The sequence below is a fragment of the Pokkaliibacter plantistimulans genome (assembly GCF_003194385.1).
Classification (GTDB): Bacteria; Pseudomonadota; Gammaproteobacteria; order Pseudomonadales; family Balneatricaceae; genus Pokkaliibacter; species Pokkaliibacter plantistimulans.
In genome coordinates, this window is the sequence record NZ_LAPT01000066.1 from 1 (window position 1) to 14281 (window position 14281).

At 56.2% G+C, this 14281-nt stretch carries 14 protein-coding genes; 13 read left to right on the plus strand and 1 reads right to left on the minus strand.

The features are described 5' to 3' along the window. Nucleotides 1-272 precede the first annotated feature (272 nt). The 3 genes from WH50_RS13595 (at nt 273) to cmoB (ending at nt 3836) form a co-directional block, all read left to right on the plus strand. Nucleotides 273-1985 (plus strand): putative bifunctional diguanylate cyclase/phosphodiesterase, encoded by a 1713-nt coding sequence (locus WH50_RS13595; protein ID WP_110187799.1) that lies wholly within the window; start codon nt 273-275, stop codon nt 1983-1985. 84 nt (nt 1986-2069) lie between these two features. Continuing rightward, nucleotides 2070-2792, plus strand: coding sequence for a carboxy-S-adenosyl-L-methionine synthase CmoA (gene cmoA, locus WH50_RS13600; protein WP_110187800.1), 723 nt, complete (start codon nt 2070-2072; stop codon nt 2790-2792). A 102-nt stretch (nt 2793-2894) separates the two neighbouring features. Further along, nucleotides 2895-3836, plus strand: coding sequence for a tRNA 5-methoxyuridine(34)/uridine 5-oxyacetic acid(34) synthase CmoB (gene cmoB / locus WH50_RS13605; protein WP_110187830.1), 942 nt, complete (start codon nt 2895-2897; stop codon nt 3834-3836). Nucleotides 3837-3989: 153 nt separating this feature from the next. Here the strand turns inward: cmoB and WH50_RS13610 are convergent, their stop codons facing one another. Beyond that, the gene (locus WH50_RS13610) at nt 3990-4760 is read right to left on the minus strand and encodes a methyltransferase domain-containing protein (protein ID WP_110187801.1); all 771 of its coding nucleotides are present in this window, start codon (nt 4758-4760) and stop codon (nt 3990-3992) included. A gap of 679 nt (nt 4761-5439) precedes the next feature. Here WH50_RS13610 and mnmG point away from each other — a divergent pair. The 10 genes from mnmG to atpA all read left to right on the plus strand — a co-directional run bounded on the left by mnmG (nt 5440) and on the right by atpA (nt 14272). Then, on the plus strand, nt 5440-7323 hold the full coding sequence (gene mnmG / locus WH50_RS13615) for a tRNA uridine-5-carboxymethylaminomethyl(34) synthesis enzyme MnmG (protein ID WP_110187831.1): 1884 nt from the start codon (nt 5440-5442) through the stop codon (nt 7321-7323). Between the two features lie 72 nt (nt 7324-7395). Next, nucleotides 7396-8040: a 16S rRNA (guanine(527)-N(7))-methyltransferase RsmG gene (gene rsmG / locus WH50_RS13620; protein ID WP_110187802.1), complete on the plus strand. Its 645-nt coding sequence runs from the start codon at nt 7396-7398 to the stop codon at nt 8038-8040. 56 nt (nt 8041-8096) lie between these two features. Next, entirely contained in the window at nt 8097-8879 is a 783-nt protein-coding gene (locus tag WH50_RS13625; RefSeq protein ID WP_110187803.1) for a ParA family protein, read from the plus strand. 9 nt (nt 8880-8888) lie between these two features. Further along, nucleotides 8889-9830 (plus strand): ParB/RepB/Spo0J family partition protein, encoded by a 942-nt coding sequence (locus WH50_RS13630; RefSeq protein WP_110187804.1) that lies wholly within the window; start codon nt 8889-8891, stop codon nt 9828-9830. A 208-nt stretch (nt 9831-10038) separates the two neighbouring features. Next, entirely contained in the window at nt 10039-10431 is a 393-nt protein-coding gene (locus WH50_RS13635; RefSeq protein WP_165838423.1) for an ATP synthase subunit I, read from the plus strand. A gap of 11 nt (nt 10432-10442) precedes the next feature. Next, nucleotides 10443-11285 carry a F0F1 ATP synthase subunit A gene (gene atpB, locus WH50_RS13640; RefSeq protein WP_110187806.1) on the plus strand — a complete coding sequence of 281 codons (843 nt, stop codon included), beginning with the start codon at nt 10443-10445 and terminating at the stop codon, nt 11283-11285. A gap of 90 nt (nt 11286-11375) precedes the next feature. Next, nucleotides 11376-11633, plus strand: a complete 258-nt coding sequence (atpE, locus tag WH50_RS13645) for a F0F1 ATP synthase subunit C (RefSeq protein ID WP_104153085.1) — start codon at nt 11376-11378, stop codon at nt 11631-11633. Nucleotides 11634-11691: 58 nt separating this feature from the next. Beyond that, nucleotides 11692-12162 (plus strand): F0F1 ATP synthase subunit B, encoded by a 471-nt coding sequence (locus WH50_RS13650; RefSeq protein WP_104153086.1) that lies wholly within the window; start codon nt 11692-11694, stop codon nt 12160-12162. A gap of 12 nt (nt 12163-12174) precedes the next feature. Beyond that, nucleotides 12175-12711 (plus strand): F0F1 ATP synthase subunit delta, encoded by a 537-nt coding sequence (locus WH50_RS13655; RefSeq protein WP_110187807.1) that lies wholly within the window; start codon nt 12175-12177, stop codon nt 12709-12711. 16 nt (nt 12712-12727) lie between these two features. Continuing rightward, entirely contained in the window at nt 12728-14272 is a 1545-nt protein-coding gene (gene atpA / locus WH50_RS13660; protein ID WP_104153088.1) for a F0F1 ATP synthase subunit alpha, read from the plus strand. Nucleotides 14273-14281: the final 9 nt, after the last annotated feature.

A 14281-nucleotide genomic window follows, 5' to 3' on the forward strand; every position in this document is an offset into this window, starting at 1 on the left:
AGTTGCCGATGATCCGGACACCGCGTTAACAGGCTGTTGAAAAACGTTATCGAGGCAGCCGAGACAAGGAAATACCCCGAGGGCACAAGAAACAGGCGAAAAAGCGGAGTTTAGTGGACTAAGTGAGCATTTGACTCGCTCCGCTCACCCCTTCGGGGCCGTGCTAAAGCACGTTCAGCCTGTGGCTGTGAGCCTGTTTTTGACGCGGTATTCGGCAACGCAGATAGATTTTCAACGACCTGTTAAAGGGTGCTGTGCACCAGGGAGCCTATATGCACGTGCTGATAGTGGATGATGACAGCATTGACCGGGAGCATCTGAAGCGCACCCTGTGGGCCGATGATTCCTCCTGCCGGATTGTCGAGGCGGCGACGGTGGATGAAGGCCTGAACTGCTTCAGCCAGGCGCGTTTTGACGTGATGCTGCTGGATTACTCCATGCCGCAACGGGATGGCATCGAAATGCTGATGGAACTGCGCAATGGCAAGCGTGATCACAGCACCGCCATCGTCATGATGAGTGTGTCGGAAGAGGAGCAGCTGGCCCTCGACTGCCTGCGTGCCGGGGCGCAGGACTTTTTACCCAAGTCGGAAATCAACGCACCAAGGCTGCACCGCGCCATCCTGCAGGCACAGACCCGCTTTGCGCTGGAGCAGGAACTGGTGAAGAGCTATCAGCGGGTCAAGCAGCTGGCCGAATCTGACAGCCTGACCGGCCTTGCCAACCGCTACCTGTTCGATGAGTCACTGAAATTCGCCGTCACCGGCCGCAAACGCAGTATCGGCAAGCTGGCGCTGATCCTGATTGATCTTGATCACTTCAAATACGTCAATGACCACCATGGCCACGCGGTCGGCGATCAGCTGCTGCGCAAGGTGGCCAACCGCATGCGCGGCTGCCTGCGCGGTAATGAAATGTTCGCCCGTCTGGGGGGCGATGAGTTCGCCATTACCCTGGGCTATATCGACAACCCTCAGGATGCCAGCCGGGTTGCGCAGCGGCTGCTGCGGGTGCTGGAAAAGCCCTACGAAATCGACGGTGCCTTTATCAATACCGGTGCCAGTATCGGCATCGCCATACACCCTGATAACGGCGATACGGTGGAAGAGCTGTTTAAGCACGCTGATATTGCCCTGTACCGGGCCAAGCGTCATGGGCGCAATCAGTTCTGTTTCTTCCATCAGGAGATGCAGACCCAGTTTTCCCGCCGCTATCAGCTGGAAGTGCGGCTGCGCGAGGCCATGCACCGCAACGAGCTGGTGATGCACTATCAGCCGGTGTTTGAGTCCGGCCAGCGCGATCTGGTCGGTTTCGAGGCACTGATTCGCTGGTCACTGGATGGGCGGTTGTGCAGCCCGGCAGAATTTATCCCGGTGGCGGAGGAGTCGGCACTGATTCATGGCATCGGCCGCTGGGTCATCGAGCAGGCGATCGGTCAGCTGGCGATCTGGCATCGGAGCAGCGGCAAGGCGCTGAGTATGGCCATCAATATCTCTGCGGTGCAGCTCAATGATCCGGGTCTGGCGGCATTCCTGAACAGTTGTCTGATCTTTCATGGCGTGGCCCCGGCGCAGGTGGAAATCGAGCTGACCGAAACCGCACTGCTGGATGATGCCGAAGAGAAACTGGCCAATATTGCCGCCATTCATGCGCTGGGTTGCCTTATCGCGCTGGATGACTTTGGCACCGGCTTTTCCTCCATATCCCATCTGCGCAGCTTCCCTATCAGCATCGTCAAGATCGACCGCAGCCTGATGCCGCCCAATGAGGATGACAGCCGGGCACTGGCGCTGATCCGCGGTGTGGTGCTGATGGTCGATGCACTGGGGTTGCAGCTGGTGGGTGAAGGGGCCGAAACCGAGGCCCATACTCAGCTCTGCCAGCGCCTGGGTATCCACCGCATCCAGGGTTACTACCTGGCGCGACCAGCGGCCTGCGATGATATCGAGCAGCGCTTTTTCGCACCGGCCGCGCCGGTCAATTAGACAGCAACAGGACAACATTCGTGCAGTGATGACGGTCGGAGAGTAGAATAGCCGCCTCTTTTCTTGCCTATCCAGTGTTGAACCATGCGCGATCAAATCTATGCCGCGCCCCTGCCTGAGGTCAGCGGCTTTGCCTTTGACGAAGCGGTGGCCCGGGTCTTCCCCGATATGATTCGCCGGTCTGTGCCCGGCTATACCACCATCATCCCCATGATTGAACTGATTTGCGCACGCTACGCCCGTGCCGGAACCCGGCTGTACGATCTGGGCTGCTCTCTGGGTGCATCCACACTGGCCATGCGCCACGGCGTCAAACAGCGTGACTGCCAGCTGATCGGTGTCGATAACTCTGAAGCCATGCTCAGCCAGTGCCGCGCCTATGTCGAGGCTGACTCTGCCAGTGCGCCGGTGGAGCTGGTGCTGGGGGATATCCGTGATCAGGCAATCGACAATGCCTCGGTGGTGACGCTGAATTTCACCTTACAGTTCCTGCCGCCGCAGGATCGTCAGCCACTGCTGCAGACCATTTTTGACGGCCTGCAGCCCGGTGGTGTGCTGATCCTGTCGGAGAAAATCTGCTTCAACGAACCGGAGCAGAGCATTCAGGAAGTGCTGCATCATGATTTCAAACGCGCCAACGGCTATTCCGATCTGGAAATCAGCCAGAAGCGCACTTCGCTGGAAAATGTGCTGATCACCGAGAGTATCGAGGCCCATCAGCAGCGGCTGAAAGCCGTGGGCTTCAGTCAGGCGCTGGTGTGGTATCAGTGCTTTAACTTTGTTTCCATGCTGGCGGTGAAGGTATAAGGCATGACAACGAACGCCTTACCTTTGTCCGCAGCGCCTCAAGGTGCCGCGCAGCAACCCGGCTGGAATTATCTCGACTGGTTTGGCCCGGCGTTGCAGCAGATGCGCGCGGGCAACCTGCAGGCCTGGGCCGACAGCCTGCCGGCGCATCTGACCCGACTGTTTGAAGAAAAGCCCCACGGTGATCTGGCCCGCTGGCTGGCTGCCTGGCAACAGTTGCCAGAGGTGGCGGATGCCGAGGTCGATCTCAACAGCGATACCCTGACGGTACGCAGTGCGGCGGGCCTCAGCCCTGCCGCCCTGCAGCAGCGGCATGAGGCACTGTGGGGCCTGCGACCCTGGCGCAAGGGGCCATTTGAGTTTTTCGGTGACTTTATCGATACCGAATGGCGTTCCGACTGGAAGTGGCAGCGCGTCAGCCCCCATGTCGATCTGCGCGGTTGCCGGGTACTGGATGTGGGCTGTGGCTCGGGTTATCACTGCTGGCGGATGGCCGGAGCCGGAGCCAGTGAGGTGTACGGTATCGACCCGTCGATGCTGTTCCTGTTCCAGTTCCATGCGGTCAAGCGTTACCTGCCACAGGCGGCGGTGCATTTCCTGCCGATCCGTATGGAAGATATGCCGGCCAGTCTGGCAGCCTTCGACCGGGTGTTCTCCATGGGCGTGCTCTATCACCGCCGGGATCCGCTGGAGCACCTGATACAGTTGCAGCAGACGCTGGTGTCGGGTGGCGAGCTGATTCTGGAAACGCTGGTGGTGGAGGGCGATGAGCGCACCGTGCTGATGCCGGAAGATCGCTATGCGATGATGCGCAACGTCTGGTTCCTGCCGTCGACGGCCATGCTGGAGCTGTGGTTAAGACGGCTGGGCTTTCGTGATGTGCGTACTGTGGATATCTCTGTTACCACGGTGGATGAGCAACGCAGTACGGAATGGATGAGTTTCCAGTCACTGCCGGACTTCCTTGATCCTGAAGATCAGCGCAAGACCATCGAGGGCTATCCTAGCCCGCTGCGTGCCACCGTGATTGCGCGCAAAGCCTGATCACTGTCCACAGCCCTGCGGTCTGACAGGAAGGCGATATTTACCCACAGCCTTCCTGCTTCACTCTTCCTTCTTTATATACACAGCACGCGGGCGCCCGGTAGCGGACACGTTGTGCACACGTCCCCTCGCAGATTCATTTCAGCTGTTTGTTCACAGCGGCCGGTAACACAACATGTGGACATAACGGCCCAGATCCCGGTAGGGCGGCACCCGGGCAAACTGGTGTTCGGCAGGCAGCACCTGTTCAAGGGTAACCTTAGCGCGAAGCTGGCGGGGAATATGATCGTAGACGCCACGAATACCGGTCCAGGTACGCACTTCCAGACCCATGGCCTGCAACCAGTCATGAACCTGCTGGGGTTCCAGCGGGCCGGGTGGGGTCAGGGAGCCCTCGCGGCGGCGGAAGGTGTCGCCCATGCCTTCACTGAACTGGGCACTGCTCAGGTAGCGCCAGCGCAGGGCGTGCTTGTTATAGAACATCACCGAAAAGAAACCACCGGGTCTGACCAGCGGAAGCAGGCGTTGTAATGCCTCGAACGGGTCGACCAGCCATTCCATCACCGCATGAAACAGCAGCAGATCAAACTGACCAAGACGCTCTTCACTGAGTACCTGCAGTGGACCGTGGATAAACTGTACCTCTGCACCGGGAGCGGTACGGGCAAATTCCTCGCGGGCCAGTTTGAGCATTTCCTCCGACAGATCGCACAGGGTGACCTGATGACCACGGGCAGCCAGTGTGGCACTGAACTGACCAATACCTCCGCCGGCATCCAGTACCTTTAATCCGGGCTGGCTGAGATCAGGCCCGGCCTGCTGAAAGTCTTCCTGCAGCAGTGCCAGACGAATCTGGCCCTTGATCGTATCGTAGATCTGCTTCTGAAATTGCTGACTGAGCTGATCAAAGTTCTGGTCTTGCATCTGTTACCACCCCGATATCACGGCTGCAGAGTGTACGCCAAACCGCTGTCAGGCGGTGGGCTTCTCGCAGGATTTCTGCCCGGCACTTTGCCCGTCTGCGCAATTTTTCCCTTTTTATCGCACAAAAAATTTTCCTGTCACTGACAGGCCATGTGCATAACCTGCCTGCGAGTCATCCACAGCCCCGGATGTGGATGATATGCCCTGAGCTATGGCTGTTCAGCACTAACGAGGAGAGTGTGTTGTGTATAACTGGGTGAGAGGTTATGGCGGGGAAATGTGTGTAACTCTGTGACTTATGTGCATAAAGGCTGTCTGTAAGCTCGGTTTGTTATGACCCCTGTGTATAACAGCCCAGGTTCTGCCTGCCTTATCCCCAATGTACCGCCAGCTGCCCCACCTATATAAAACATAGTTATTAATAATATATATATTTGTTTTTATTGAATTTTATTTAGTTATCAACAGATTTTTTCCACATCATTACTATCAAATCTATCATCTTTAAGGCTGATAGCCTTAGACTGTAGCAATGAGCACAGCGTGCAGTGTGGATATATTCAGATTTGCCGGCTATGCAGGTATACTTACCGCCCTTTTCCGAAGGCATGGCCTTCATGGCACCTTTCGTCACCCTTGCTGACGTCCCGGTGCATGGTGTAGATGAACGAGGTGTGTGGTGGATTTCCCAAAACGTTTTGATGTGATCGTGATCGGTGGCGGTCACGCCGGTACCGAAGCGGCCCTGGCGGCAGCACGCATGGGAGTCAGAACCCTGCTGCTGACCCACAACATCGAAACTCTGGGGCAGATGTCCTGTAATCCAGCCATCGGTGGTATCGGCAAGAGCCATCTGGTGAAGGAAATTGACGCTCTGGATGGCGCCATGGCACGGGCTACTGACCTGGGTGGCATCCAGTTCCGCGTACTCAATTCACGCAAGGGGCCTGCGGTAAGGGCAACCCGCGCACAGGCTGACCGCATCCTCTACAAGGCAGCGGTGCGGGATATGCTGGAGAACCAGCCCAACCTGACACTGTTCCAGCAGGCGGCAGATGACCTGATCGTTGCAGGTGGGCAGGTCAAGGGTGTCGTCACCCAGATGGGGCTGAAGTTCTATGCCGAGCAGGTGGTGCTGACCGCAGGTACCTTCCTCGGTGGTCTGATTCATATCGGTCTGGAAAACTACAGCGGTGGCCGGGCGGGTGATCCGCCCTCGATCCGTCTGGCACAACGTCTGCGTGAACTGCCGCTGCGTGTTGACCGTCTGAAAACCGGCACACCGCCCCGAATTGATGCCCGCACGGTTGATTTCAGCGTCATGGGAGTGCAGCCCGGTGATACACCCACCCCGGTGATGTCTTATCTGGGCAACGTCAGCCAGCATCCGCGCCAGATCAACTGTTTCATTACCCATACCAACGAGCGCACCCACGACATCATCCGCGCCAATCTGGATCGTTCACCGATGTATGCCGGTGTGATCGAAGGCGTCGGCCCGCGCTACTGTCCGTCTATCGAGGACAAGGTGGTGCGTTTTGCTGACCGTGATGGTCATCAGGTCTTTATCGAGCCTGAGGGGCTGACGACCCACGAGCTGTATCCCAACGGTATTTCCACCAGTCTGCCCTTCGACGTGCAGCTGCAGATCGTCAACTCCATCCGTGGCATGGAAAACGCCCATATCGTGCGCCCCGGCTATGCCATCGAGTACGACTTCTTCAATCCGCAGGATCTGCAGGCCAGTCTGGAAACCAAGGTGATCAATGGCCTGTTCTTTGCTGGTCAGATCAATGGCACGACCGGTTACGAAGAGGCCGGTGCACAGGGCTTGCTGGCGGGTATCAACGCCGCGCTGCGAGCGCAGGGCAAGGACAGTTGGTCACCGCGTCGTGACGAAGCCTATGTCGGTGTACTGGTGGATGACCTGATTACTCAGGGCACCAGCGAGCCTTACCGGATGTTTACCTCGCGCGCCGAGTACCGGCTGATTCTGCGTGAGGACAATGCTGATTTGCGTCTGACCGAGATCGGTTATCGGCTGGGTGTGGTTGGCGAGGAGCGCTGGCAGGCCTTCTGTGCCAAACGTGAAGCCATCGAGCTGGAACGTCAGCGCCTGAAAGATGTGTGGATCCAACCCAACAGTGACGTGGCCCAGCAGCTGGAGCCGCTGATGGGGCAGCCGATGAGCCGGCAGAACTCGCTGGAAGAGCTGATCAGACGGCCTGAGCTGGATTATGCCAAGGTCATGCAGGCGACGGGTGACGGCGTCAGCGATGAGCAGGTGGCTGAGCAGGTCGAGATCGAGATCAAGTACGCGGGGTATATTGATCGCCAGCTGGAAGAAATCGAACGTCTGCGCCGTAGCGAGAACATGCCGCTGCCACAGGACATGGACTATGATCAGATCGGTGGTCTGTCCAACGAGATTCGCAGCAAGCTGAAAAATATACGCCCCAGCAGTATTGGTCAGGCCGGTCGCATCCCCGGGGTGACGCCTGCTGCGGTATCGCTGTTGCTGGTGCATCTGAAAAAGCGTCAGGTTTTGCAGAAATCAGCCTGAGCGCTGATTAATTAACATCAGGTGTCCGGTCGATGCAGACCGGACCGGTAACGCAGTGATCGTGGATACAAGATGGTGGTAAACGAGCAGATGCTGCAACAGCAGCTCAGCGCAGGTCTGGCGCAGATGCAGATCACGGCCAGTGACGAGCAGCAGCATAAGCTGATGGAATATCTGGCCCTGTTGCGCAAATGGAACAGCACCTACAACCTGACTGCCGTGCGTGACGTCAGCGAGATGGTCTGGCGTCATCTGCTGGACTCCATCAGCGTGCATCCGTATCTGCAGGGCGAGCATCTGATCGACGTCGGTACCGGTGCCGGTCTGCCCGGTATTCCGCTGGCCATCATGAATCCCCAGCGTCAGTTCACCTTGCTGGACAGCAATGGCAAACGCACCCGTTTTTTAACTCAGGTCAAGCTGACACTGGGTCTCGATAATGTTGTTGTAGTGAACACCCGTGTAGAATCCTGGCAGCCGCCGGTTCCGTTCGATGTGATTCTGTCCCGTGCCTTTGCGTCATTGCAGGACATGGTGGATGTCACAGGTCATTTACTGGCCGATCATGGGGTCTTCATGGCCATGAAGGGCCTGTATCCTCAGGACGAGATCGACGCCTTGCCCGCCACCATCCGCATCCAGGCAAGCTATCCGCTGCTGGTTCCGGACTGTGATGGCGAACGTCACCTGCTGGTTATGCAGCAGGCAACGGTATGACCGGCAGTAGCAGCATCCACTCCATCATCACCAAGGGCATCTAAGGGAGCTTCAACGTGGCACGAATCCTGGCTGTGACCAACCAGAAAGGTGGCGTCGGCAAGACCACCACCTGCGTCAACCTGGCGGCCTCATTGGCAGCAACCAAACGTCGGGTGCTGATGGTGGATATTGACCCTCAGGGTAACGCCACCATGGGCAGTGGTGTCGACAAGCATGCACTGGATATGACCGTATATGACGTACTGGTCGGCACTGCCAAAGCATCGGAAGTGCGGATACGCCAGACCCCGGGTGGGTTTGACCTGCTCCCCAGCAATGCCGATCTGACCGCTGCTGAGGTCGAGCTGCTGGATATGGCTGATAAAGAAAAGCGCCTCAAGCATCAGCTGAACGAGCTGGATCAGGACTACGACTACATCCTTATCGACTGCCCACCTTCACTGAACATGCTGACCGTCAATGCACTGGCAGCCGCCGATGGTGTGCTGATTCCGATGCAGTGTGAGTACTACGCACTGGAGGGGATCAGCTCACTGATCAACACCGTCGAGCAGATTCGCGGTGCCATCAACCCGCAGCTGCGCATTGAAGGCATTCTGCGGACCATGTACGACCCGCGCACCAGTCTGGCCAACGAAGTGTCCAGCCAGCTGACTGAGCATTTTTCCGATCTGGTCTACCAGACGGTGATCCCACGTAATATTCGTCTGGCGGAAGCGCCCAGCCACGGTCTGCCTGCGCTGCTGTACGATAAACAGTCACGCGGCGCGGTGGCCTATCTGGCACTGGCGGGCGAGTTGAACCGCAAACAGCAACACACCCAACTGGCGAGCTAAGGCAGGCTGATGAGTACGAAGAAGCGTGGCCTCGGACGTGGACTGGATGCCCTGCTGGGGGCCGGTCGTCAGCCAGTCAGTGTCAGCAGCATTGACGAACCCACTATCGAATCCTGGTTAAGTGAGCCTCAGAGTGGTGGCAGCGAAGAGCAGGCAGAGGACTCTGCCGTGCCAACCCTGCGCTTCCTTGATGTCGCGCTGATCATTCCGGGTATGGCGCAGCCGCGTCAGGTGATCGAACCGGAAAGCCTGGAGCAGCTGGCGGCCTCTATCCGTCAACAAGGTGTCATGCAACCTGTGGTAGTAAGACCACAGGGAGACAAGTTCGAACTGATCGCCGGTGAGCGTCGCTGGCGCGCCAGCCAGCTGGCCGGACTGGACAAGGTGCCGGCACTGGTACGACAGGTATCGGATGCCGATGCCTTGGTGCTGGCGCTGGTAGAAAACATTCAGCGTGAAGATCTGAACCCGCTGGAGCAGGCCAGAGCGCTGCAGCGTTTGCAGGAAAGCAGCCAGCTGACCCAGCAGGAAGTGGCCGACATCGTCGGTAAGTCACGCAGTGCTGTGGCCAATTTGCTGCGATTGCTTTCTCTGGAGGACAGCGTCAAACTGCGCCTCGAACACGGTGACCTGGAAATGGGCCATGCGCGTGCGCTGCTGGCCTTGACCTCGGCCGATCAGATGATGGCGGCGGAGGAAGTGGTCGCCCGTGGTCTGTCAGTGCGACAGACTGAAGCGATGGTACGCAAGTTGCTGGCTCCTGTGCCGGAGCAGACTGTGAAAATGACTGCGGCAGAGCCGTGGATTGAGTCCCACCAAAGCCGGCTGCAACGACTGTTTGGCGACAGTGTCAGCATTCGTCACAGTGCGCGAGGCAGTGGCAAGCTGATCATCGAATACAAGGATGTGGAGCAGCTGGAGAAAATCCTCAATCAGGTGGCACCAGAATAATCATAAGAATGTGATCGAGTGCTAATCCAGATTTCAGTTTGTGTCAATGGTCAGTGCCTGCGAAAACTTTAGTATAAAAAAAGGAAGCATGACCTTTTTTCCAAGCTTTTCAAGTTGAAGCCTCTACTACGAGGCAATATAATGCCCAACGCTTTAATGCTGGGTAAAATTTGTTCGAATCCTCCAGGCAAATCATTGGAGTACTCAGGTGAATGAGCGGCAAAAGGCCAGGCAGGCGCCGGTAAAGCGTATCCTGATCAGCCAGCTCGGCCTGAGTCTGGTGCTGGGGCTGAGTTTACTGGCATTCGATCAAATCGGTGCACTGTCCATTGTTCTGGGTGGGCTGATATGTCTGCTGCCAAATGCGTACTTTGCATGGCGACTGTTCGCTGTTCGGGGCGCGCGTTCAAGCAGGGATATCGCCAAAGCGTTTTATAAGGGCGAAGCGGGGAAGCTGCTGATTACCATGGTGTTGTTCGCTCTGGTATTCAGTATGGTCAAACCTCTTAATGTGTTGGCACTGTTTGCTGGCTTCGTCGCTGTACAGATGATGAACTGGATTGTGCCGCTGGTTTGGAGAGGGCCCTCAACCGGGAGTTAGGCTGAGACACTATGGCAAGCGAAAACATTACTGCAAGCGAATACATCGGGCACCACCTTCAGAATTTGACCTTTGGTCATCTGCCTGAGCGTGGCTGGACCCTTGCACACGACGCTAAAGAAGCGGCTGAGATGGGTTTCTGGGCTATTCACCTGGACTCTATGTTCTTCTCTGTCGTCCTTGGCGCCGTTTTCCTTTATATCTTCCGCAAAGCTGCCACCAGTGTGAGTTCAGGTGTTCCTGGCTGCCTGCAGAACTTTGTTGAAATTCTGGTCGAATTTGTCGACAAGAGCGTCAAGGAAACCTTCCACGGTCGCAATCCGCTGATTGCTCCGCTGGCGCTGACTATTTTCTGCTGGATTTTCCTGATGAACCTGATGGACCTGTTGCCCGTCGATCTGCTGCCCCGTATTGCCGGGGAGATGGGCGTGCACTTCCTGAAAGTGGTTCCCACTACCGATCCCAACGTGACCCTGGGTATGTCCCTGTCCGTCTTTGCCCTGATCATCTATTACAGCATCAAGGTCAAAGGCGTAGGCGGATTCCTGGGTGAGCTGACTCTGCATCCCTTCGGTAAATGGATGCTGCCGTTCAACCTGCTGCTGGAAGGCGTAGGTCTGATCGCCAAACCTATTTCTCTGGCACTGCGACTCTTCGGTAACCTTTATGCCGGTGAGCTGATCTTCATCCTGATTGCACTTATGTATACAGCCGGGGCCGTAGTCGGTACCCTTGGTGGCGTTTTGCAACTGGGCTGGGCGATCTTCCACATCCTGGTTATCGTACTGCAGGCCTTTATCTTCATGATGCTGACCATCGTCTACCTCAGCATGGCCCATGAGGATAACCACTAAGGGCATAGCGCCTTAGTGGTATCAAAGAAAAAGATTTCTCTAACTCGTTAAACCTTTAATCAACTTGCAACCTTAACTGGGAGTCTAAAAATGGAACAAGTAGTAGGTCTTACTGCTATCGCTGTTGCTCTGCTGATCGGTCTGGGTGCTCTGGGTACCGCAATCGGCTTCGGTATTCTGGGTGGTAAGTTTCTGGAAGGCGCTGCGCGTCAGCCTGAAATGGTCCCCATGCTGCAGGTAAAAATGTTCATCGTAGCGGGTCTGCTGGACGCTGTTACCATGATCGGTGTTGGTATCGCTCTGTTCTTCACCTTCGCGAATCCCTTTGTCGGTCAGATCGCTGGTTAATCCCTCCTTCTGAACTTAGTGTCAACTGGTTATTTCTAACCTTTGGGAGGGGTGAAGCGTGAATCTGAATGCGACCTTGATAGGCCAAGCCATCGCATTTGCAGTCTTCGTCCTTTTCTGTATGAAGTATGTCTGGCCGCCGGTGACAGCGGCCCTGGCAGAACGTCAGAAAAAGATTGCAGATGGCCTGGATGCCGCCGACCGTGCGAAGCGTGACCTGGAACTGGCACAAGCAAGTGCCGCTGACCAGTTGCGTTCCAGCAAGGAACAGGCAGCGAAAATTATTGAACAAGCCAACAAGCGGGCAAACCAGATCGTAGAAGAAGCTAAAGAGCAGGCAATGGCTGAAGGCCAGCGTCTGAAAGCTGCAGCCCAAGCTGAGATCGAACAGGATGTAAACCGTGCCAAAGAAGCACTGCGTGGCCAGGTGGCTGTGCTGGCGCTGGCTGGAGCGGAAAAAATCCTGGGTGCCTCTGTCGACGAGAAAGCCCATAGCGAGCTTGTCAGCAAACTGGCAGCCGAACTGTAAGTGAGGTGACCGATGGCGGAATTGACCACATTCGCCCGGCCTTATGCCAAAGCTGCGTTTCAGTTTGCTCTGGACAAGGGTGAACTGGGTCAGTGGTCGGAAATGTTGGCCCTGGCGGCCGCTGTTGCAGAAGACAGCGAGTTTGCCAAGGTGCTCAACAATCCGGCACTGACTGCTGAACAGCAAGCTCAGGCTGTCATTGACGTCTGCGCAGAAAAAGTAACCGAGAGCGGCAAAGCCTTTTTTCAAACCATGGCGCGTAACAAGCGCCTGGTGTTGATTCCTGAAGTTTCACAGCTGTTTGAGCAGTTCAAGGCTGAGCAGGAAAACGCGACTGACGTCGTAGTGACCTCTGCCTTTGAGCTTTCCTCCGCTGAGCAGGAGCAACTGGCACAAGCCCTCAAGGCTAAATTGAATCGGACCATCACCATAACCACCGAAGTCGATAAGAGTTTGATCGGCGGCCTGATCATCAAGGCAGGTGACATGGTTATTGACGGTTCCGTGCGCGGAAAATTGGCAAAATTGGCCGAGGCGATCCAATCCTGATTGTGAGGGATAGAGCATGCAGCAACTGAATCCATCTGAGATCAGCGAGATCATCAAGAAGCGGATCGAAGGTCTGAATCTCAAATCTGAGGCCCGTAATGAGGGCACAGTCGTCAGCGTTTCCGATGGTATCGTACAGATCCACGGTCTGGCTGATGTTATGTACGGTGAAATGATCGAGTTCACCGGCGGCGTATACGGCATGGCACTGAACCTGGAGCGTGACTCTGTAGGTGCTGTGGTTCTGGGTGATTACCAGGGCCTGTCCGAAGGTATGACCGTCAAGTGTACCGGTCGTGTACTTGAAGTTCCTGTTGGTCCAGAACTGCTGGGCCGCGTTGTTGATGCCCTGGGTAACCCCATCGATGGCAAAGGTCCGCTGAATACTACTCGCAGCGAGCCTATCGAAAAGGTTGCTCCTGGTGTTATCTGGCGTAAATCCGTTGACCAGCCTGTACAGACTGGTTACAAGGCGGTTGACTCCATGGTGCCTATCGGCCGTGGCCAGCGTGAGCTGATCATCGGCGACCGTCAGACCGGTAAAACCGCAATGGCGATCGACACCATCATCGCGCAGAAGCACTCCGGCATTAAATGTATCTATGTTGCGATTGGTCAGAAACAGTCCACTATCGCCAACGTAGTACGCAAGCTGGAAGAGCACGGTGCGATGGATCACACCATCGTGGTTGCCGCGGGCGCTGCTGATCCTGCTTCCATGCAGTATCTGTCTGCCTACGCTGGTTGCACCATGGGTGAATACTTCCGTGATAACGGCGAAGACGCACTGATTATTTATGATGACCTGACCAAGCAGGCCTGGGCCTACCGTCAGATCTCTCTGCTGCTGAAGCGCCCACCTGGCCGTGAAGCCTATCCTGGTGACGTGTTCTATTTACACTCACGTCTGCTCGAGCGTGCTGCTCGTGTCAGCGCTGATTACGTAGAGCGTTACACTGAAGGCCGCGTGACTGGCCAGACCGGTTCTCTGACCGCGCTGCCCATCATCGAAACTCAGGCTGGCGACGTTTCCGCTTTCGTTCCGACCAACGTAATTTCCATTACCGATGGTCAGATCTTCCTGGAAACCAACCTGTTCAACGCCGGTATCCGTCCTGCGATGAACGCTGGTATCTCCGTATCCCGTGTTGGTGGTGCGGCCCAGACCAAGATCATCAAGAAGCTGGGTGGTGGTATCCGTCTGGCACTGGCTCAGTATCGTGAACTGGCAGCCTTTGCTCAGTTTGCTTCTGATCTGGACGAAGCGACCCGCAAACAGCTGGAGCACGGTCAGCGTGTGACTGAACTGATGAAACAGAATCAGTTCAAGCCTATGTCTGTTGCTGAAATGGGTGTTGTTCTGTATGCCGCTACTGAAGGCTTCCTGAACGATATCCCTGTTGCCAAGATCGGCTCTTTCGAAGCAGGTCTGGTAGCGTACTTCAACTCTGAGTGCGCTGACCTGATCGCCAAGATTGGTGGAGATGGCAACTACAACGACGGCATCGCTGCTGAAATCAAAGCCGGTATCGAGAAATTCAAAGCGACTGGTTCCTGGTAATCCGGGTGC

Coding starts and splice junctions, on each gene's coding strand:
- WH50_RS13595 (WP_110187799.1), top strand. CDS start 273: ATGCACGTGCTGATAGTGGATGATGACAGCATTGACCGGGAGCATCTG.
- cmoA (WP_110187800.1), top strand. CDS start 2,070: ATGCGCGATCAAATCTATGCCGCGCCCCTGCCTGAGGTCAGCGGCTTT.
- cmoB (WP_110187830.1), top strand. CDS start 2,895: ATGCGCGCGGGCAACCTGCAGGCCTGGGCCGACAGCCTGCCGGCGCAT.
- WH50_RS13610 (WP_110187801.1), bottom strand. CDS start 4,760: ATGCAAGACCAGAACTTTGATCAGCTCAGTCAGCAATTTCAGAAGCAG.
- rsmG (WP_110187802.1), top strand. CDS start 7,396: ATGGTGGTAAACGAGCAGATGCTGCAACAGCAGCTCAGCGCAGGTCTG.
- WH50_RS13630 (WP_110187804.1), top strand. CDS start 8,889: ATGAGTACGAAGAAGCGTGGCCTCGGACGTGGACTGGATGCCCTGCTG.
- atpB (WP_110187806.1), top strand. CDS start 10,443: ATGGCAAGCGAAAACATTACTGCAAGCGAATACATCGGGCACCACCTT.
- atpE (WP_104153085.1), top strand. CDS start 11,376: ATGGAACAAGTAGTAGGTCTTACTGCTATCGCTGTTGCTCTGCTGATC.
- WH50_RS13655 (WP_110187807.1), top strand. CDS start 12,175: ATGGCGGAATTGACCACATTCGCCCGGCCTTATGCCAAAGCTGCGTTT.
- atpA (WP_104153088.1), top strand. CDS start 12,728: ATGCAGCAACTGAATCCATCTGAGATCAGCGAGATCATCAAGAAGCGG.